Source organism: Parasphingorhabdus sp., from assembly GCF_036964565.1.
Classification (GTDB): Bacteria; Pseudomonadota; Alphaproteobacteria; order Sphingomonadales; family Sphingomonadaceae; genus Parasphingorhabdus.
Genome location: NZ_JBALTN010000009.1, coordinates 118,267 through 138,017 on the forward strand (window position 1 = coordinate 118,267; position 19,751 = coordinate 138,017).

Below are 19,751 nucleotides of genomic sequence, written 5' to 3' on the forward strand. Positions count from 1 at the left end.
GTGGACAGCACAGCGATCACGCAGATGCGGGAAGACAATTTGGTGGCCGACAATCAGGCGGCAACCGCTGCACATAATCAACGTGTCGCCGAGTTCGGACCGCTGCTGGTCCCCGACTGGGCCGACGATAATAGCGATTTGATATCGATGCGTTGAACCGTGCAGAAGGGCCCGGCGGACAACGTCATGACCGAATCGATGCGCAAGCTGAAGCCCGAAATCATCATCAAGGGGCAAGCCCATTGCCTGATGACAACCGACATCGGCCCGTTGCGTCGGGCTTCATTGGGAAAGCCGGTGGTGAATGTGGAGGAGCAATATCGAGCGGTGATTGTCGAGGCGTTGGATTTTCTGTTTCAGGGGTTTTGAGGCTGGGGTGGATGTGGTGGAATAATTGAGTGCACTGCCACCGTGATTCCTGATCAAGGAGGGCTATAAACCATAGCCGACCTTCCAAAAAGGTCGGCTGGGGGTCGCATGGCTCCCCGCCCTATGATAAGGAGGCGATATGGACCAAGAAACCCAATCAGAGAAATTCAGACGCGTAGCCCGCGAAGTTGAATGCGACGACGACGAGGAACGCTTCAAAGAGCGACTGAAAAAGGTCGTGAAGACGGAACCGAAGCTTGAGAAGCCGGAATAGCGCAGGGTGTCGCGGCGCAAACTCGAGTTAATCCGCTGGGCGCTGGCAGTTGGTGCCTTAGTTTGCGTGTTGGTCACGCTGCTGCGGCCGGGCTACGCAGAAGGTGGTTGGGGAGTGCTTCTATTCTTCGTGTTCACAATCCTTGGTATACCGGCCGCTATGCTCTCGCTCCATCTGCATCCGCCGAAATGGTTTTCCCGGAAACCGCCCACCGACTAGGTCTGTTTGCAATTTATACAATCCATCGCTTTAGCCAACGATTCCGTTGACGGATGCAAGAGTCCCCTAATTCATCCCAAAAACCGCTGTCCTACAGCCACCCCAATAGCCTATAATCTCCACCGCTCCCGCGATCGGCGCGGGGCAGGCTCTTTGACAATCTGAATAAGCTGTTCGCATAATATTACCGGACCGGGCGCGCGCCGCCCGAAGGTCACACTCGACGCCCGGCTGCTGTCCAACAGAGGCTGGAAATCTGAGGCTCTGGGGCAAAGGTCACAGAAAATAAGACCGCGCGTTTTTGTAAAGTTCTCACTCGCACAAAGACGGAAAGCGACCGGGGCCGGAAGACTGCATAAATTATCTTCGCGTCTTCCGCTTCGCGCCTTCGCGGCTTCGCGCGAGTCCAATATTTTGCTCCCGCAACCGGACGCGCCAAAAACCGCTGCTGGGTCCCAACTTCAACAAATTTTGAAAAGCCGGGGCGCGCCTACTCCCCCGCCTCCCGCGCCACCTCGCGCCAGCCGATATCGCGCCGGCAAAAGCCGCTCTCGAATTCGATCTGGTCGACCGCCGCGTAAGCCCGGGCCTGCGCCTCGGTGGCATTGGCACCCAGCGCGGTGACATTCAGCACCCGGCCGCCGCTGGCGACCAGCGCGTCCTCGACCTCGGCGGTGCCGGCGTGGAAAATCTTGGCGCCCTCGCGCTCGGCGCGCGCCAGATTCCGGATCTTGCCGCCTTTCTCGGGGGTCGCCGGATAGCCCTTCGCCGCCATCACCACGGTCAGCGCGGTCTCGGCGGAAAAGGCCGGGGCGCTGGTCTGGGCGAGGTCGCCGCGCGCGGTGCGCATCATCAGCTTGGCGAGATCATCCTCCAGCCGCATCATCAGCACCTGGCATTCCGGATCGCCGAAACGGGCGTTATACTCGATCAGCTGCGGTCCGCTCTCGGTCAGCATCAGCCCGGCAAACAATACGCCGCTATAGGGCATGCCGTCGGCGGCCATCGCGGCGACGGTCGGCTTGATGATCTCGTCCATCACCCGCTGCTGCAATTCGGCGGTCAGGACGGGGGCAGGGCTATAGGCGCCCATGCCGCCGGTATTCGGCCCGACATCGCCGTCGCCGACGCGCTTGTGGTCCTGCGCGGTGCCGAACGGAACGACATTCTCGCCGTCGGTGATCGCGAAGAAGCTCGCTTCCTCGCCGGTCAGAAACTCCTCGATCACCACTTCGGCCCCGGCCTCGCCAAAGCCGCCGTCGAACATGTCGGCGATCGCGGCCTCGGCTTCCGCCCGGGTTTCGGCGATGATCACGCCCTTGCCGGCGGCCAGGCCATCGGCCTTGATCACCACCGGAATGGAAAAATCATCGAGCGCGGCCAGCGCGTCCGCCGCGCTGGTGGCACGGACATAGCCGGCGGTCGGGATATCGGCGCGGGCGCACAGGTCCTTGGTAAAGCCTTTCGAGCCCTCGAGCTGCGCCGCGGCCTTGTCCGGACCGAACACGAAAATCTCGGCGGTGCGCAGGCTTTCCGCCAGCCCGTCGACCAGGGGCGCTTCCGGCCCGACAACGACCAGGTCGATGTCCTTGTCACCGCAGAACAGGATCACTTCGCCATGGTCGGTGATATCCAGTTCGACCAGTTCGGCATGCTGGGCGATGCCGGGATTGCCCGGCGTCGCATAGAGTTTCTCGAGCGAAGGGGATTGCGCCAGCTTCCACGCCAAGGCATGTTCGCGGCCACCCGAACCGATCAACAGGATATTCATGGACGATTCCCTTTCACTGGACGCGAAGCTCCTAGCCGAGAGCGGGCAGGGTGACAACGCCCCGCCTTTGTCGGTTTCGGAAATTTCCGGCGCGCTCAAGCGGGTGGTCGAGGACCGCTTCGGCTATGTCCGGATCCGCGGCGAAATATCGGGCTTCAAGCGCGCCGCCTCGGGCCATGTCTATCTGGCGCTGAAGGACGACAAGGCGGTGATCGACGGGGTGATGTGGAAGGGCAATGCCGGGCGGCTGCCGTTCCGGCCGGAGGACGGCATCGAGGTCGTGGTCTCGGGCAAGCTCACCACCTATCCCGGCCGCTCGAAATATCAGGTCGTGATCGACAGCATGGAACTGGCCGGCGAAGGCGCGCTGATGGCGCTGTTCGAGAAGCTCAAGGCCAAGCTGCTCGCCGAGGGCCTGTTCGACCAGGACCGCAAGAAGCCGATTCCCTTCCTGCCGAAGACCATCGGCGTGGTCACCTCGCCGACCGGTTCGGTGATCCGCGACATCCTCCACCGGCTCGCCGACCGCTTCCCCAGCCATGTCATCGTCTGGCCGGTGCTGGTCCAGGGCGAGGGCGCGGCGAAACAGATTGCGCATGCCATTCGCGGCTTCTCCGACATCCAGCCGGGCGGCCCGGTGCCGCGGCCCGACCTGGTGATCGTCACCCGCGGCGGCGGGTCGATCGAGGACCTGTGGAGCTTCAACGAGGAGATCGTGGTCCGGGCTGTGGCCGATTGCACGATCCCGATCATCTCGGCGGTCGGCCATGAAACCGACACCAGCCTCGCCGACTTCGCCGCCGACCTGCGCGCGCCGACGCCGACCGCTGCGGCGGAAATGGCGGTGCCGGTGCGGACCGACTGGCTGGTTTCGCTGGGCGAGACCAGATCGCGCATGGCCCGCGCGGTGCAGCGCGGCCTGCTGACGGCGCAGGAACGGCTGGAGACGCAGCGCCGGGTAATGCCCGCGCTCGCCGACCTGCTGCGCCCGCACCAGCAACGAGTCGATGAGATCTCCGAGCGGATGAAATATGGCATGAGCCAGAATATCGGCCACGCCCGCAGCCGCTTCGCCAGCAGCGCCGGCGCGCTCCGCCCGTCGATCCTGAGCCAGCGGCTGGCGCGGTCGCAGGAACGGTTCCGGCGGCTCGAACTGCCGGTCTCGCTGGTCCGCCGCCCGCTGACCGAGGCGCAGCAGCGGCTGGATGCGTTGTGGCGACTGGCGCAGCAGGTCTCTCCCGACGGCCCGCTGAAGCGCGGCTATGCCCGCGTCTCCACCGCCGACGGTGCGCTGGTCGGCAGCCGCAAGGCCGCCGCCGCGGCCGGCAGCCTCAACCTGCATTTCACCGACGGCACGATCGGCGCGCAGGTCACCGAGTCGCGGACGGTCGCCAAGGCCGCGCCCAAAAGCCCGTCGAGCCGCAACAAAAAACCGGCGGATGACAGGCAGCAGGATTTATTCTAGGGCGATCCGCGATATATTGCTCCGGGCCGACATTCCACCGCCCGGTAAATCGCAGGTAAAGGCTTGAAGGAGTAAAAGCGTCCCATGTTAATGTCTCATCGCAACAAGGTGGCCAAGCTGCACTATATGCCGAACGGCTTCCGGCCGCTGACCGCCGGCGACCATGTGTTGTGCGCGGTGACCGGCGAGGCGATCCCGCTCGACGAGCTGCGCTACTGGAGCGTCGAGAAGCAGGAACCCTATGCCACCGCACAGATTTCCGCGCACGCCCATCTACCCGAAGGCGAACAGTGAGCAACAGGTTCAAATTCGCTCTTTCCCTGCTGGCGATCACGGCCACCTCTGTGCCCGCTACTATCGTCTCTGCGGAGACCGATGACGCCGAAAAATCGGCCTTTCGCGAAGCGGTAAAATTCGGCTTCAGCGGCGAAGCGATCCAGGGCGGCGTGATGATTGGCGACGCCCCCGCCGGTACCCGCAGCCTGACCTTCGAGGGCGTTCCCGTCCCGGTCGACGAGGACGGCAAGTTCATCATCGCCTTCAACCGCGACGCGGGGCAGGCGGCCAATCTGGTCGCTACGCTCGACAATGGCCAGACGGTCCGCAAGTTCATCAACATCGCCCCGCGCAACTGGAAGATCGAGCATGTCGCGATCAACCGCCGCGCGACCACGCGGAGCGCCGCCTTCCTGGCGCTGCGCGGCCCCGAACTGGAACAGATCGGCGCGGCCCGCTCGATACACAGCGGCAGCAACGGCTGGCGCCAGTCGTTCATCTGGCCGGCAAAGGGCCGGATTTCCGGGATGTTCGGATCGCAGCGCATCTATAACGGCGATCCCGGCAGCTATCACAGCGGCGTCGACATCGCCGCCCCGACCGGCACCTATTATGTCGCGCCCGCCGACGGCGTGGTGACGCTGGCCGCATCCAGCCCGTTCACGCTGGAGGGCAATCTGCTGATGATCGACCACGGCATGGGCCTGAACAGCGCCTTTCTGCACAGCTCGGAAATATTGGTCAGGGAAGGCCAGCAGGTAAAGCGCGGCGACCCGATCGGCCGCATCGGCGCCACCGGCAGCGCCACCGGCCCGCATCTGCACTGGTCGATGAAATGGAACGACGCCCGGATCGACCCGATCCTGCTGACCGGGCCGATGGACTAGGGGGAAATCGGCGCTAAAGTCCGGTTTGCTGGGCTGTCATTCCATAACCCGCTTGAGTTTAAAATTGCGGCCGCCGCCGCCGACCTGCGCGGTATAGCTGCCGAGCGCGGCCCGTTTGATGACAATGCCGCTGCCCGATTTCGGATAGGGGTATATTTTGGTGTTGTCGGTTTGCACCCATTTCGCGCCGTCTTCCAGAACGAAGAACCACTTGCTGTTGCCCATTCTCTGAGCGCTTTGAACGGTGGATGACAACTCGCTCACCCCATCGCTCTCATCGGTGTCGTCGCCAAATAGCTTGATCCGGGGGAGGGTTAGACCGAAAAGACCGCGTCGGGCTTCGCGAACCTGTTCGCGGTCGGCAATCACCACCTGGTTGGTCGATTGGGCCGTCTGTAGCGCCGTGATCCTTTCGTCATAACAGGCCAGCCTGGCCATGGCGTCCGCAATATCCTTGCAAGCAACCAGCTCCGTGTAAATCGCCGGAGGGGCCGTCAAGGCCCTGCTGGGTTCTGTCTCCTGGGCAATTGCCGGAGCTGCAAATGTCGCGGCAAATGCTGTCGCCAACAAGGCAGGAAATATCCATTCGGAACGAGCCATTCTGCTTTTCCCATTATCTGATTGCTGTGTCTGGCCCGAACATAAGCAGACTCGTGAGTGGAGGCAATTCATAGTTTGCCTCGGGTCGTATCATTGCCTCGGCCATTCCAACCGAATCAGACAGCGGTGCAAATCCGGCCTGACCAGCGCGGGTTTAACTGTGACAAAATAGTTACAACGTCTACAAAATCAGCGGGTTTTCCTGAACAGAAGCTTTACAGGCCAACGGTCCTGTTGCAATTGACCCTCAACTCGATGGTCGAATCCGTGCGTTTGGGGCGTGCAGATGGCCATCGGTCAACAACCGGGGATTGGCTACAACGGTCAACCTCTCCAGAATAAGGGACTGGATTACATGAAAAAATATTCAAACCTGAAGGCATCTGTTGCACCAATGGTGCTCGGACTTGCCATGGTTTCTACGCCGGCATTTGCGCAGGATGAGACGACAGCGGATGAAAATGTCATCGTTGTTACGGGTTCTTTGATTTCGAACCCGAACCTTGAGCGTTCGTCGCCGGTTAACGTGACCAGCGAAGATGAAATCGAGCTGAAGCTTTCGAGCAGCGCGGAAGAACTCATCCGCGAAGTTCCAGGTCTGGTCCCGAGCATCGGTTCCAACGTAAACAACGGCAACGGCGGCGCTTCGTTCCTGAACCTTCGTGGTATCGGATCGAACCGCAACCTGACATTGCTTGACGGCAACCGCATTGTTCCAACCGACCTTGCCGGTCGTTTCGACTTGAACAACATCCCTCTCTCGCTTGTCGAGCGCGTTGACGTTCTGACCGGTGGTGCTTCGACAACTTATGGTGCCGACGCAATCTCCGGCGTGGTCAACTTCATCACCAAGCAGGATTTTGCCGGTTTTGAAGCAGAGCTTTCCGAGCAGCTGACCGAAGAAGGCGACGGAAACATTTTCCGCGCTGACGTCACGATCGGTGCGAATTTCGATGACGGTCGCGGTAACGTTGTTCTCGCTCTCGGATATCAAGAGCGTGACCCCGTGTATCAGGGTGCAAGAGCATTCTCGAATTCCTCGATTGGTTCGTTTGACGGACTGGTTGGCGGTTCCACGACGACTGTTCCTTCGGCATTTTCATTCTCCTGCGCAGGCTTGAACCCTTGCCCACAGAATGGCGTTAACTTCTCGGGTAACAAGCAGGTCGATCCAGTGGCCGGCGCAGCTGATCTTAACAATTTCGGCCTCTTCAACTTCAACCCGTTCAACATCCTGCAGACCCCGTTTGAGCGTTTCAATATTTACGCTGCTGGTCGTTACGAAATCACCGATGCAATCGAAGTCTACTCGCGCGGCCTCTTCTCGAAGAACTTCGTGTCGACGATTATTGCACCATCCGGTTCGTTCGGTGCCAGCCAGACGATCAACGTGAACAATCCGTTCCTGCCTACCGGTCTGCGTAACCAGTTCTGTGCCAACAACGACTTTGATCCTGCAACGGCGGGTATCCAGACGCTGACCCAGGCGCAGTGCGATGCAGCAGCAGCTGCTACGGGCCCATCGGACCCCAACTATCGGACGTTCACAACCAACGTTCGTCGTCGTACAACGGAAGTTGGACCGCGCCTTGGTGACTACACCACGCAGATGTTCGACTATAAGGTGGGCTTCCGCGGACGTCTGACCGACAGCATCGACTGGGATGTCTATGGTTCCTATGGCGAAAGCGACCGGTTGCTGACTCAGGACAACTACGTTCTGAACTCGCGCCTAGCTCCAGCAATTCTGGCCGATGATGCCACGACCTGCCGCCCAGGTTCGCCTGCCGGTTGTGTGCCGATCAATCTTTTCGGTCCTGAAGGCAGCATCACTCCAGACATGGCCGCCTTTGTTCGCGGTACCTCGACCACAGCTCGCCGCGCTTCGCTGGCCCAGGCTCGTGCAACACTGAATGGCGATATCGGACTGGTATCTCCTCTCGGTGGCGTGGATCCGATCGGCTTCGCAGTCGGCGGCGAGTATCGTAGATACTCCGCTACACAGGCCGCTGATGCTCTGGCGCAGCAGCCTGGTGAACTCGGTGGCGCCGGCGGTGCTGCTCCGAACATCGCTGGTGGCTATGATGTCTACGAAGGCTTTGGCGAATTGGTTGTTCCGCTCATTCAGGACAAGCCATTTTTCGAAGACCTGACGCTGGAAGCCGGTATCCGCTACTCGAAATATACCGTCGATACGGCTGGCAGCCCAGGCTACAACACCACGACCTGGAAGGTCGCTGGTAACTGGACCCCAGTCGCCGGACTGAAGTTCCGTGGTGGTTTCAACCGGGCGGTGCGTGCACCGAATATTGGCGAACTGTTCTCGCCAGTGTCGACCGGCCTGACGAACCTCGGTGTTGATCCTTGTGCCGGTGCTGCGCCGGTTGGCAATGCTGCGCTGACCGCTGTTTGTATTGCTCAGGGTGCTCCTTCGTTCACGATCGGTGCGATCACCAACCCGGTTGCGGGTCAGGCCAACGCGACTGGCGGTGGTAACCCCAACGTCGGACCGGAAACGGCTGATACCTATACGGTTGGCATGGTCTGGCAGCCTGAATTCGTGCCAGGTCTGGTGTTCTCGGCAGACTATTACAACATCAAGGTCAAGGGTGCCATTACGACCCCGACCCCTGGTGATGCGATTGCTGCCTGCTTCGGTAACATTACCGCCGCAAGTGCAACCGACCCTGCTTGTACTGCAATCGGCCGTAACCCGGCAGATGGTAGCCTGAGCGGTGATCCGGCAACCACTCCTGGACTGTTCCTGGCGCTGTCGAACTTGGGCACGATCGCTACCGACGGTATTGACGTCAGCGTCAACTACAAGACCGATCTCGGTTTCGCAGAGTTGAGCCTGGGTCTGAACGGAAACTGGACGAATTCGTCTACCTTCCAGGCAGCACCTGGTTCGCTGGACCGCGAATGTGTTGGCTACTACAGCCCGAACTGTGCATCCATTCAGCCTGAGTTCGCATTCACGCAGCGCACTACGCTGAGCTTTGAAACGGTGGATATTTCCCTTCTCTGGAAATATATCGATGGTGTTCAGTATGAGCCACAGCAGTTCGCTGATGACCTCGCTGCCGCTCTCGGTGATCCGGATTGCCCAGATCCACAGGGCGTTGATGCCGGCGGATGTTTGGTTGAACCAGCGTTCCGTTCGATCAAGGCCGCACATTACTTCGACCTGACGGCTCGCTGGGATGTGATGGACCACCTGCAGTTGACCTTCAACGTGCAGAATCTGTTCGACAAGACGCCACCTGTTGTTGGTAACGATATCGGTTCGACGTCGTTCAACAGCGGTAACACCTATCCTTCCACCTACGACTCCCTCGGACGTCGTTATGGTGTGTCGGCGAAAATCACCTTCTAAAAAGAGGCTGATATAAAAAAGAAGGCGGGCCTTGGTGCCCGCCTTTTTTTTGGTCTGAAGCAACGGCGGTCCCGACGGACCGGTGCGATGGGCTAGGAAAGGAGCGCACCTTCGATCATCATTGAAATGCCTTGGGAACTGGCGAGTGCCTCTGCCCATATGGTCACTTTCTCGATTTCATCATGGTGCAATCGTGCCGCTTCTTCCTGCTCTTGCGCGCGCGATTCGGCATCGAAATTGCCATCAAATTTCGAGTGCCTGCCAAAGGCAGGCCCATCGATGACGGCTTGTATCTGCTCATCGGCCAGCTCAAGACGATAATGCGCTGCCAATGCCGCGATGCAATCGGCGGAGCGGGTCAGCAGTACTTCACTGTTTAACGTCTTGATCCGGGCATTACCGTATTTTGTGAGAAGGTCCGCAAACGCGCGGTGCTGTGACAGCCAGCCGACTGCGGCAATCTGGATGTCCGTAAGGCCGAGCAACTCTTCGGTGGAAAGCTGCATATGCAGAGCGCCGTCCTTGAGAAGACCCACTAGAAGTTCCCGGACCCATAGCCGCCCCCACAAGCCCTTTTTCACGATCGAGATCAGATAGGAACGTAGCGGTGCGTACAGAAGGAGGGCCGATGCGCCCGGTCTCATGGCCAGCATGGCATCGGCGAGCGAATTTACAATATTTGATGGCTTGACGACCATCACCTCGCCCGGACGAAAAGGCCGGGCCAGCAAATCCAGTGACTGATGGAGAACCTCACCAATCTTGGCCGGATGGCCTCCGCGCCGACGCCACCCGATCATGTCATTCAGCACGACCGGCTCCTTAAGACCCATCGAAACGCCCTCTATGTCAAATGCTCTGGCGAGCATCGTGGAGCAGCAATAGGCGGAATGAAAAATGAAGTGGATCGGTCCAGGTTTTGGATCAGTTGCCAATACAGACTGACGATTCAAATAGACGGCGCGGAGATCCGGCGGGAGATAGTCCGAAGTTAGGAATGTTGAGGATCGATGCGTTTCTCGCGGAACGTGCAGGAACTGAAATTGATCGCCGGCTTCGTCGTAGCGATGAAGGAGATACTCTGGCTCGCCGATAATTTCTGCAATCTGTTGATTGGTCACCGTTGTTTTCCGTTCGACACTCGTTATAATAAGTTTTTGGGCCGACGCGTTTAAAGCGCGCTGACAATATTTCGGTCATGCCAGATTCGATGGCCGACGGCAAACGAGGGAAATGGATATATGAAACGCTATTTTTTACTGGTTCCAGCATTGGTCCTTGCAGCTCCCTTATCCGCGCAGTCGGAAAATACCGCCGAAACCGCGGAAACGGGCAATGCGGACGATCCCATGCAGAAAATAAAATGCCGGAGGCTGGCCGTGACCGGTTCGCTTGTTAAGCGCCAGAAAGTCTGCCGGACCTTGGCGCAATGGGCTGATATTGGACGAAATGGCAACAAGCAGGCCAATGATATCGTGGATCAGGCCAATCAGGGCCATACTCGCGGAAATTGAAGGCCGGCAGCGGGCATGTTGAAATCGGTCAGCCCCTCGCCGGCGCTGACCAACATCACTACGCCACCGGCTCCATCACCAGCGCCCCGTCCCCTTCGTCAATCTTGACCGTGCTGCCATCCGGCACCTCGCCGCGCAGGATCAAATCCGCCAGCGGGTCCTGCAGATATTTCTGGATCGCGCGTTTCAGCGGCCGGGCACCATAGACCGGATCATAGCCGACCCGTCCCAGCCAGCGGCGTGCGGCATCGGTCAGGTCGAGCTCGATCTTCCGGTCCTTGAGCAGCTTCTGCACCCTTAGCACCTGCAGGTCGACAATCGGCGCCATATGCTCCTCGCCAAGCCGGTGGAACAGGATGATCTCGTCCAGCCGGTTGATGAATTCCGGGCGGAAATGTGCGCGAACGACTTCCATCACCTGCGGTTCGACGTCCTTGACCGTCTCGTCCTCCTTCATGTTCGCCATATACTGGCTGCCGAGGTTCGAGGTCAGGATGATCAGCGTGTTGGAAAAATCCACGACCCGGCCATGGCCATCGGTCAGCCGGCCGTCGTCGAGCACCTGCAACAGCACGTTGAACACGTCGCCATGCGCCTTCTCGACCTCGTCGAACAGGATCACCTGATAGGGCCGCCGCCGTACCGCCTCGGTCAGTACGCCGCCCTCGTCATAGCCGACATAGCCTGGAGGGGCACCGATCAGGCGGGAGACGCTGTGCTTCTCCATGAATTCGGACATGTCGATGCGGACCATCGCCTGGTCATCGTCGAACAGGAATCCGGCGAGCGCCTTGGTCAGCTCGGTCTTGCCGACGCCGGTGGGGCCGAGGAACAGGAAGCTGCCCAGCGGCCGGTTGGGATCCTGCAGGCCGGCGCGGCTCCGGCGGACAGCGGCGGATACCGCGGCAACGGCGTCCTTCTGCCCGATCACCCGCTTGCCGATCAGCTCTTCCATCGCCAGCAGCTTCTCGCGCTCGCCTTCCAGCATCTTGTCGATCGGGATGCCGGTCCATTTGGAGACGACGGCGGCAATATCCTCGGACATCACCTCTTCGCGCAGCATCGCGCCTTCGCTCGCTCCCGCGGCTTCCTCCAGCGCCCGGACCAGATTGGGGATGGTGCCATAGCTCAGCTCGCCGGCCTTGGCGAGGTCGCCGGCCCGTTCCGCCTGCTCCAGCTCCAGCCGCGCATGGTCCAGCTTTTCCTTGAGCTGCGCCTCGGCGTTGATCTTGTCCTTCTCGCCCTGCCAGCGCGTGGTCAGTTCGGCGCTCTGCTGTTCGAGTTCGGCCAGTTCCTTCTTGAGTGTTTCCAGCCGCCCCTTGGAGGCGTCGTCGCTTTCCTTGGACAAGGCTTCGCGCTCGATCTTGAGCTGGATGATCCGCCGGTCGAGCGTCTCGATCTCTTCCGGCTTGGATTCGACCTCCATGCGGATGCGCGACGCCGCCTCGTCCATCAGGTCGATCGCCTTGTCGGGCAGGAAGCGGTCGGAAATATAGCGGTTGGACAGGGTCGCGGCAGCGACAATCGCGCCATCGGTGATCCGCACCCCGTGGTGCAGTTCATATTTTTCCTTCAGCCCGCGCAGGATCGAGATCGTGTCCTCGACCGTCGGCTCGCCGATGAACACCGGCTGGAACCGGCGCTGCAGCGCGGCGTCCTTCTCGACATATTTCTGATATTCGTTGAGCGTCGTGGCACCGATACAGTGGAGCTCGCCGCGGGCCAGCGCCGGCTTCAGCAGGTTGGAAGCATCCATCGATCCCTCCGACGCGCCGGCACCGATCAAGGTGTGCATCTCGTCGACGAACAGGATGATCTCGCCCTCGGCGCCGCGCACCTCGTCGAGCACGCTTTTCAGCCGTTCCTCGAATTCGCCGCGATATTTCGCCCCGGCGATCAGCGCGCCCATGTCGAGCGCCATCAGCCGCCGGTCCTTCAGGCTGTCGGGCACGTCGCCATTGGCGATGCGCAGCGCCATGCCCTCGGCGATCGCGGTCTTGCCGACGCCGGGCTCGCCGATCAGCACCGGGTTGTTCTTGGTCCGCCGCGCCAGGATCTGGATCGTCCGGCGGATTTCCTCGTCGCGGCCGATCACCGGGTCGAGCTTGCCGTCGCGCGCCGCCTGGGTCAGGTCGCGGGTATATTTCTTCATCGCTTCGTAGCTTTCCTCGGCCGAGGCGCTGTCCGCCGATCGGCCGCCGCGCAGCTCGTTGATCGCGCTGTTCAGCGCTTCAGCGGTCACCCCGGAAGCGGCCAGCGCCTTGCCCGCTGCCGTCTCCTTGGCGAGTAGCAGCGCCAGCAGCAAGCGCTCGACGGTGACATAGCTGTCGCCGGCCTTGTCCGCGATCTGCTCGGCCTGGTCCAGCGCCCGCACCGCGTCATTGTTCAGGCCCGGCGTCTGCTGCGCACCGCTGCCCGATACCGCCGGAATCTTCGCCAGCACCGCATCGATTTCCCGATGCGCCTGCTTGGCGTCGCCGCCGGCGCGGGTGATCAGCCCCGCAGCCATGCCCTGATCGTCCTCGAGCAGCGCCTTGGCGATATGCGCGGCGGTAATCTGCTGGTGGTTCATGCGGATCGCGACGGTCTGCGCCGACTGCAGGAAGCCTTTTGCGCGGTCGGTGAATTTTTCGAGGTTCATAGGTTGGTCCTGTTCAATCTCAATATCTTGTCATGAATATGGTGTGGTAGTCGGGCAACACAAGCGCATTGTCACTTTTTCCTGCGGATTTATATGGTAGGCGCTACCGGTAGCAAAAGAGCATTTGCCAGCCTAACCGACTGGCCGGGAGGAACACATACGTGAAAACACTTAAGCGGGCAGGCGTCGGGCTGTTGATCCTTGTGGCGCTGGTCGCCATTGGCCTGGCGATCTGGGAGCCGCTGAGCATCAGCGGGTCCGCGCCGCCGCCCGAACGGGCCTATGAGGCGCGGATCGTCCGTGACGAATTCGGAGTGCCGCATATCTTCGGCAAGACCGATCCCGACGTCGCCTATGGCGTCGCCTATGCCCATTCCGAGGATGATTTCGCGACGCTTCAGGAAGTCACCGCGATGACTCGCGGCCGCATGGCCACCCTCAACGGCGCCGACAGCGCACCGATCGACTATATCGCCGCCCTGCTCGACGTCCGCGGCACCGTGACCCGCCAATATGGCGACCTGCCGGCGGATGTCCGCGCCCTGCTCGATGGCTATGCCTCTGGCCTCAATGCCTATGCTGCCGATCATCCCGAAGAGGTCAAGCTGGCAAGGCTGTTCCCCGTCAACGGCCAGGATATCGCCGCCGGCTTCGTGCTGCGCTCGCCTTTCTTTTTCGGCCTGAACAACCCGATCGAGGCGCTGGTGCAGAACAAGCCGTTGCCGCGCGAGGGCGGCCCGCGCCTGTCGGAAGAACCGGTCAAGACCTCGGTCCACCCGCTCAGCCCCGACAAGATGATCGAGGAAGAAGTGACCACTCCCGTTGGTCCCGATCCGGACGAAAACGGGTCCAATGCCTATGCCCTGGCTCCCGAACTTTCGCCCGAGGGCAAGACCCGGCTGATCTCCAACTCGCACCAGCCGCTGCGCGGCAACGTCGCCTGGTACGAACTGGTCGTGCACAGCGAGCAGGGCTGGGACTTTGCCGGCGCCAATTTCCCCGGCTCGCCCTTTCCGTTTCTCGGCCACAACAAATATCTCGGCTGGACCAACACCGTCAACCGGCCCGATCTGGTGGACATCTACAAGCTGACGCTGAACGATCAGAAGGACGCCTATCGTTTCGACGGCGAATGGAAGCCGCTGGAAAAGAAGCGCGTCTGGCTGAAGATCAAGTTCGGTCCGTTCGTCATCCCCTATCCGCAGATCGCCTATCGCTCGATCCACGGCCCGGTGATCATGAACGATGGCGGCGCCTATGCGCTCCGCTATGCCGGCATCGACCAGCTCGACATGCTGACCCAATATTACCGGATCAACAAGGCGACCAACCTCGACGAATGGCAGGCGGCGATGGCAGGGCAGGGCGTTCCCGCGACCAATTTCATCTATGCCGATGCCAAGGGCAATATCGGGCTCTACTATAACGCGATGTTCCCGGACCGGCCCGAGGGCTTTGACTGGCGGACGCTGCTGCCCGGTGACACGTCAAAGGCCCTGTGGCAGAAAACCCTGCCGTTCACGCGCGTCCCGGCGCTGGTCAACCCCGCCTCCGGCTATGTCATGAACGCCAACAACACGCCCTATATCGCGGCGGGACCGGGGGCCGAACTGAAGCCCGACAATTTCTCGCCGCTGCTCGGCATCGAGGATGATGAAACCAACCGGTCGCGCCGGTCGATTGCCTTGCTGGAAAAGGCGAACAGCGACGGCACGATCACCGATGCCGAACTGTGGGCGATCAAATATGACACGGGCTACGAGAAGGCCGGCTATGCAAAGGACTGGCTCGACCGGATCGCCGCGCTCGACCTGAGCGACAGCGCAAAACTGCTGAAGGCGCAGAAGCTGCTGGCCGAATGGGACTGGAATCTCGACGGCAAGGGTGCGGCGGACGCGCTCGCGCTGATGGCGCTGCGCCCGGCCAACAAGTCGCATTATCAGCGCGACAAAATGCCCGACCCGCGCCAGATATTGCAGGAAACCGTCGACCATCTGACGCAGTATTTCGGCCGGATCGATCCGCCGATGCTCGACGTGCTGCGCTTGCGCCAGGGCAATGTCGACCTCCCGGTCGACGGCGGCAACGACACGATCCGCGCCTCGACGCTGTGGGATGTTGATGAGGATGGACGTTTGTCCGTGCGCCACGGCGACAGCTACATCATGTTCATCGAATGGAACAGGGCGGGGCAGGTCAGCTCCCGCTCGATCCAGCCCTTCGGCTCCGCAACGACCCGCCCGGATTCGAAACATTATACCGACCAGATGCAGCTGTTTGTCGACAAGAAGCTGAAGCCGGTATGGTTTGATCCGGCAGAATTGGAGAAGCACAAAGTGCGAGATTACAGAGTAGGATCCAAATAATAGCCCCATCGTTGGGCAAATTCCTTACCAAACACGGCCATCATCCTGCAAAAGAGTTGCAAATATCTGATCTTGAGTAACTATTTCTCGATTTTATGAGAGATGCAATTTGTCGAAAAATGCGCTAACATTTGCTTCAGGTCTTGGGTTGATTGCGCTGGGAGTCGTTGACGCAGCGATTAACCCGTTCGCATTTGCAACCGCACCGCAATTTTGGATTGCCGGCGGCGCATTGGTTGCAACAAGTTTGGGATTGAAAAGTGATGGTAAGCGCGATGAAGAATAATTCTGAAATGTTGGCACGGTCAATTTTTTTCGGTTCACTTTTGATTTCGGGCTCGGTGCTGTTCTTTGCAGTGGCTGCGTTCAAGGTCGACTGGTTCGCGCCGTCAATGATATTTCTCGTCGCGGTGGTATTGGGCTGGGATCGCTTCATGAATGATCCACACGAGGGTGCCCGAATCCGCAGCAATTCTGAAGAAGATGGCGTGGACTATTTGAAAGGCAGTATAGCCGACGATTCTACAGCTATTGTGAAGCGCTCTTTTGTTGGCGAAAGCGTGGATTACACGGAAAATCGCCCGGCGCGATCCCTGGATCTGAGGTAGAAACTCACGGCGCCAAAACCGTATCCACCGCCTCTTCCGCCAAATCCGGATAGTCGGTAATAAAATGCAACCCCCGACTCTCCTTCCTCGCCAGCGCCGACTGCACGATCAGGTCCGCCACCTCGATCAGATTGCGCAATTCTATCAGATCCTGGGTCACCCGGAAATTGCCGTAATATTCCTCGACTTCGCCGCGCAGCAGGTCAATCCGGTGCTGCGCGCGTTCGAGCCGCTTGGTGGTGCGGACGATGCCGACATAATTCCACATGAAGCGGCGGATTTCGGTCCAGGTCTGCTTGATCACCACTTCCTCGTCGCTGTCGGTGACGCGGCTTTCGTCCCAGGGGCGGATGGCAGGCGGTTCGGCCAACTCGTCCCAGTGCTCGGCAATATCGCGCGCCGCCGCGTCGCCAAAGACGAAACATTCGAGCAGGCTGTTCGACGCCAGCCGGTTGGCCCCGTGCAGGCCGCTTTCGCTCGACTCGCCCGCCGCATAAAGGCCGGGCAGGTCGGCCCGCCCCGCCAGGTCGATCAGGATCCCGCCGCAGGTATAATGCTGCGCCGGCACCACCGGGATCGGCTCCCTGGTCATGTCGATGCCCAGACCCATCAGCTTCTCGTAGATGTTCGGGAAATGGCCCTTGACGAATTCCGGGTCGCGGTGGGAAATGTCGAGATGGACATAGTCCAGGCCGAGCCGCTTGATCTCGTGGTCGATGGCGCGCGCCACGATATCGCGCGGTGCCAGTTCCATGCGTTCCGGATCGAAGCGGGTCATGAAGCGATCGCCCGCCTCGTCATCGGCATCTTCCGGCAGCTTGAGATGCCCGCCTTCGCCGCGCACCGCCTCGGTGATCAGGAAATTCTTGACCTCCAGATTGTAGAGGCAGGTCGGGTGGAACTGCATCATCTCCATGTTCGACACCCGCGCCCCGGCGCGCCAGGCCATGGCAATGCCGTCGCCGGTCGCGCCCCGCGGCGCGGTCGAGAACAGATAGGTGCGCCCGGCACCGCCGCTGGCCATGATCGTCGCCCGGGCGGTCAGCGTCTCGACATGGCCGGTCGCATTGTCGAGTGCATAGACGCCCCAGACATTGCGGGCACCGGTCGGGCTTTCCGCATGGCGGTCCACGATCAGGTCGATCGCCACCATATGCGGCCGGAGCGTGATATTCGGATGCGCCGCGGCGGTGTTCTGCAGCGCCTCCTGCACCGCCCAGCCGGTCGCGTCATCGACATGGACGATCCGCCGGTGGCTGTGGCCGCCTTCGCGGGTGAGATGCAGGACTTCCGCTTCCTTGTTGAAGGGAACGCCCATGTCCTCCAGCCGCGCAATCGCTGCCGGTGCATTCTCGACCACGAATTCCACGGTTTCGCGCCGGTTGAGGCCGGCACCCGCAACCATCGTGTCGTCGATATGATTGGCAAAGGTATCGCCCGCGTCGAGCACCGCGGCGATCCCGCCCTGCGCCCAGGACGTCGAGCCACTGGTCAGTTCGCCCTTGGCCAGCACCAGCACCTTGTGGGTGCGGGCGAGGGTGATCGCGGCGGTCAGCCCGGCGGCACCGGACCCGACAATGATGACGTCGTGTTTCAATTGATCATTTCCGTTAGTCCTGAGCCTGTCGAAGGACGGCTCTCGTTCGATAGGCGTGGTTCGACAGGCTCACCACTAACGGATTGAAGGCAGTGCATCCGTTTCACGCCGCTTTGGCGCGGGTCAGGTTGAGAAACACATCCTCGAGATCCGCTTCCCTGGTGGTGACATCGACGATGGCAAAGCCCCGTTTCTGGATCGCGGCCATCACGCCGCCGGCGTTGGTGCGGTCCTTGTTGTAGGTGACGGCCACGGTGCGCGGCCCGATGATCTCGGCTTTCTCGAACAGGTCATTGGCAAAGGACACCGCGTCCTGCGCCTCGCTGATGTCGCGGTCCAGCGTCAGCTCGACCAGCTTCTCGCGCGCCATGTCGACCAGTTCGGGGGTCGGCTTGTTGGCGATCAGCTTGCCATGGTTGATGATGGCGATGCGGTCGCAGAGATTTTCCGCTTCCTCGAGATAATGGGTGGTGAGCACGATCGTCACGCCGGCCTTGTTGAGGTCCAGCACATATTCCCACAGCTGCTGCCTCAGATCGATATCGACGCCCGCCGTCGGCTCGTCGAGCACCAGGATCGGCGGCGAATGGACCATCGCCTTGGCCACCAGCAGCCGGCGTTTCATCCCGCCCGACAGGGTCCGGGCATAGGCATCGGCCTTGTCCTCCAGATGCACCGCGCGCAACAGTTCCATCGTCCGCCGCTTGGCCTTGGCGACGCCATAGAGCCCGGCCTGCACTTCCAGCGCTTCAAAGGGCGTGAAAAACGGGTCGAAAATAATCTCCTGCGGCACGATCCCGATCGAGGCCTTGGCGTTGCGCGGGCTGTCGTCGATATCAAAACCCCAGATGCCGGCGCTGCCACCGGTCTTGCGCACCATGCCGGACAATATGTTGATCAGCGTCGACTTGCCCGCGCCATTGGGGCCCAGAAGCCCGAAGATCGATCCGCGCGGCACGTCGAAGCTGACATCGTCCAGCGCCTGCTTGCCTCCGGCATAGGTTTTCGAGAGATTCTGGATCGATATGGCTGCATGTGTCATGCGCCTCGCATAACCATCTTGTCGGGCACAATCAAAGGCTTTGCTGTGCCTGGCCCGATGATGGGGAATATCTCCATCTCTGCACGGATTGGCGGAAAGCCGGTCAGCATCGGTAAACGACGCGTTAACCCTGATATTCAATTTAATTTAGGGGTTTCACCGTTACACGCCCAGTGGTGAAAAAGGGATATTCTTCCAGGCGAGCTTTTGGGTTCGGGAACCGCTGCGCGGTGATCCTGTGCTGTGCCGCTGCAGCTGTCTTCCCCGCGTCCGCCGCCGAAGCGTCCACCGGTAGCGCCCAGACGAGGACCGTCCTCAACAAGGGCGTCAATATCAGCAAGAATGCCGACCTGCAATTTGGCGACTTTGCCGCCGGCACGACGCAGAGCCGGTTCCGGATCGACGCGGTCACCGGTGCCATCGTCCGGCTGAACGGCAATGCCACGTCGCTGGGCGGAACCCGCTCGGTCGCAACCTTCATCGCCCAGGGCACCCCCTTCGAAACCGTCCGGCTGACGGTGAGCGAGAACCAGATCGACCTGACCCGGATCAACGGCAGCGACACGATGCGGGTCGATCAGTTCCGGCTCGATGGCGGCAACGGCACCCGCAACCGCACGCTCGGTGCCAGCGGGTCGGCGGTCTACAAGCTCGGCGGCAGGCTGACGATCGGTCCCAACCAGGCCGGCGGCGCCTATGTCGGCAGTTTCAACATCAGTATCGACTATCAATAGCCCGGCGACGGC

The 19,751-nt window shown here is 60.7% G+C and carries 18 protein-coding genes; 12 read left to right on the forward strand and 6 right to left on the reverse strand.

From position 1 onward, the window contains the following. From V7650_RS13710 to V7650_RS13720, 3 genes are all read left to right on the forward strand, one after another. On the forward strand, positions 1 to 156 hold the full coding sequence (locus V7650_RS13710) for a hypothetical protein (protein ID WP_335656796.1): 156 nt from the start codon (positions 1 to 3) through the stop codon (positions 154 to 156). 30 nt (positions 157 to 186) lie between these two features. Then, on the forward strand, positions 187 to 369 hold the full coding sequence (locus tag V7650_RS13715; protein WP_442955298.1) for a CcdB family protein: 183 nt from the start codon (positions 187 to 189) through the stop codon (positions 367 to 369). Positions 370 to 508: 139 nt separating this feature from the next. Then, positions 509 to 643: a hypothetical protein gene (locus tag V7650_RS13720; RefSeq protein ID WP_335656798.1), complete on the forward strand. Its 135-nt coding sequence runs from the start codon at positions 509 to 511 to the stop codon at positions 641 to 643. A 709-nt stretch (positions 644 to 1,352) separates the two neighbouring features. Here the strand turns inward: V7650_RS13720 and purD are convergent. Then, on the reverse strand, positions 1,353 to 2,633 hold the full coding sequence (purD, locus tag V7650_RS13725; RefSeq protein WP_335656799.1) for a phosphoribosylamine--glycine ligase: 1,281 nt from the start codon (positions 2,631 to 2,633) through the stop codon (positions 1,353 to 1,355). Between purD and xseA the strand changes: the two genes are divergently transcribed. From xseA to V7650_RS13740, 3 genes are all read left to right on the forward strand, one after another. After that, complete coding sequence (gene xseA / locus V7650_RS13730; protein ID WP_335656800.1) at positions 2,632 to 4,098, forward strand: exodeoxyribonuclease VII large subunit; 1,467 nt, start codon at positions 2,632 to 2,634, stop codon at positions 4,096 to 4,098. The two genes, purD and xseA, sit on opposite strands and share 2 nt — an antisense overlap. Positions 4,099 to 4,182: 84 nt before the next feature. Next, on the forward strand, positions 4,183 to 4,392 hold the full coding sequence (locus tag V7650_RS13735; protein ID WP_335656801.1) for a DUF2093 domain-containing protein: 210 nt from the start codon (positions 4,183 to 4,185) through the stop codon (positions 4,390 to 4,392). Then, positions 4,389 to 5,261, forward strand: a complete 873-nt coding sequence (locus V7650_RS13740; RefSeq protein WP_335656802.1) for a M23 family metallopeptidase — start codon at positions 4,389 to 4,391, stop codon at positions 5,259 to 5,261. Before V7650_RS13735 ends, V7650_RS13740 begins: the two co-directional genes overlap by 4 nt. Positions 5,262 to 5,297: 36 nt before the next feature. Here the strand turns inward: V7650_RS13740 and V7650_RS13745 are convergent, their stop codons facing one another. After that, the gene (locus V7650_RS13745) at positions 5,298 to 5,699 is read right to left on the reverse strand and encodes a hypothetical protein (protein ID WP_335656803.1); all 402 of its coding nucleotides are present in this window, start codon (positions 5,697 to 5,699) and stop codon (positions 5,298 to 5,300) included. A gap of 517 nt (positions 5,700 to 6,216) precedes the next feature. On the opposite strand from V7650_RS13745, the gene V7650_RS13750 reads away from it, so the two are divergent. After that, positions 6,217 to 9,237 (forward strand): TonB-dependent receptor domain-containing protein, encoded by a 3,021-nt coding sequence (locus V7650_RS13750; RefSeq protein WP_335656850.1) that lies wholly within the window; start codon positions 6,217 to 6,219, stop codon positions 9,235 to 9,237. Positions 9,238 to 9,329: 92 nt separating this feature from the next. On the opposite strand, the gene V7650_RS13755 is transcribed toward V7650_RS13750, so the two are convergent. Next, positions 9,330 to 10,358: a hypothetical protein gene (locus V7650_RS13755; protein ID WP_335656804.1), complete on the reverse strand. Its 1,029-nt coding sequence runs from the start codon at positions 10,356 to 10,358 to the stop codon at positions 9,330 to 9,332. A 120-nt stretch (positions 10,359 to 10,478) separates the two neighbouring features. On the opposite strand from V7650_RS13755, the gene V7650_RS13760 reads away from it, so the two are divergent. Further along, a complete protein-coding gene (locus V7650_RS13760; RefSeq protein WP_335656805.1) occupies positions 10,479 to 10,751 on the forward strand; it encodes a hypothetical protein in 273 nt (90 codons plus the stop codon). A gap of 58 nt (positions 10,752 to 10,809) precedes the next feature. Here V7650_RS13760 and clpB read toward each other — a convergent pair whose 3' ends face one another. After that, complete coding sequence (gene clpB / locus V7650_RS13765) at positions 10,810 to 13,392, reverse strand: ATP-dependent chaperone ClpB (protein ID WP_335656806.1); 2,583 nt, start codon at positions 13,390 to 13,392, stop codon at positions 10,810 to 10,812. Positions 13,393 to 13,553: 161 nt separating this feature from the next. Between clpB and V7650_RS13770 the strand changes: the two genes are divergently transcribed. The 3 genes from V7650_RS13770 to V7650_RS13780 all read left to right on the forward strand — a co-directional run bounded on the left by V7650_RS13770 (position 13,554) and on the right by V7650_RS13780 (position 16,366). Continuing rightward, the gene (locus tag V7650_RS13770; protein ID WP_335656807.1) at positions 13,554 to 15,758 is read left to right on the forward strand and encodes a penicillin acylase family protein; all 2,205 of its coding nucleotides are present in this window, start codon (positions 13,554 to 13,556) and stop codon (positions 15,756 to 15,758) included. A 109-nt stretch (positions 15,759 to 15,867) separates the two neighbouring features. Continuing rightward, positions 15,868 to 16,044, forward strand: a complete 177-nt coding sequence (locus V7650_RS13775; RefSeq protein ID WP_335656808.1) for a hypothetical protein — start codon at positions 15,868 to 15,870, stop codon at positions 16,042 to 16,044. Continuing rightward, a complete protein-coding gene (locus V7650_RS13780) occupies positions 16,034 to 16,366 on the forward strand; it encodes a hypothetical protein (protein WP_335656809.1) in 333 nt (110 codons plus the stop codon). The genes V7650_RS13775 and V7650_RS13780 overlap by 11 nt, the downstream gene beginning before the upstream one ends. A gap of 4 nt (positions 16,367 to 16,370) precedes the next feature. Here the strand turns inward: V7650_RS13780 and nadB are convergent, their stop codons facing one another. Continuing rightward, positions 16,371 to 17,963 carry an L-aspartate oxidase gene (gene nadB / locus V7650_RS13785; protein WP_335656810.1) on the reverse strand — a complete coding sequence of 531 codons (1,593 nt, stop codon included), beginning with the start codon at positions 17,961 to 17,963 and terminating at the stop codon, positions 16,371 to 16,373. A 103-nt stretch (positions 17,964 to 18,066) separates the two neighbouring features. After that, positions 18,067 to 19,005, reverse strand: a complete 939-nt coding sequence (locus V7650_RS13790; protein WP_335656811.1) for an ABC transporter ATP-binding protein — start codon at positions 19,003 to 19,005, stop codon at positions 18,067 to 18,069. 230 nt (positions 19,006 to 19,235) lie between these two features. Here V7650_RS13790 and V7650_RS13795 point away from each other — a divergent pair, with 230 nt between their 5' ends. Beyond that, on the forward strand, positions 19,236 to 19,739 hold the full coding sequence (locus V7650_RS13795) for a DUF4402 domain-containing protein (protein ID WP_335656812.1): 504 nt from the start codon (positions 19,236 to 19,238) through the stop codon (positions 19,737 to 19,739). The last annotated feature ends 12 nt before the right edge of the window (positions 19,740 to 19,751 follow it).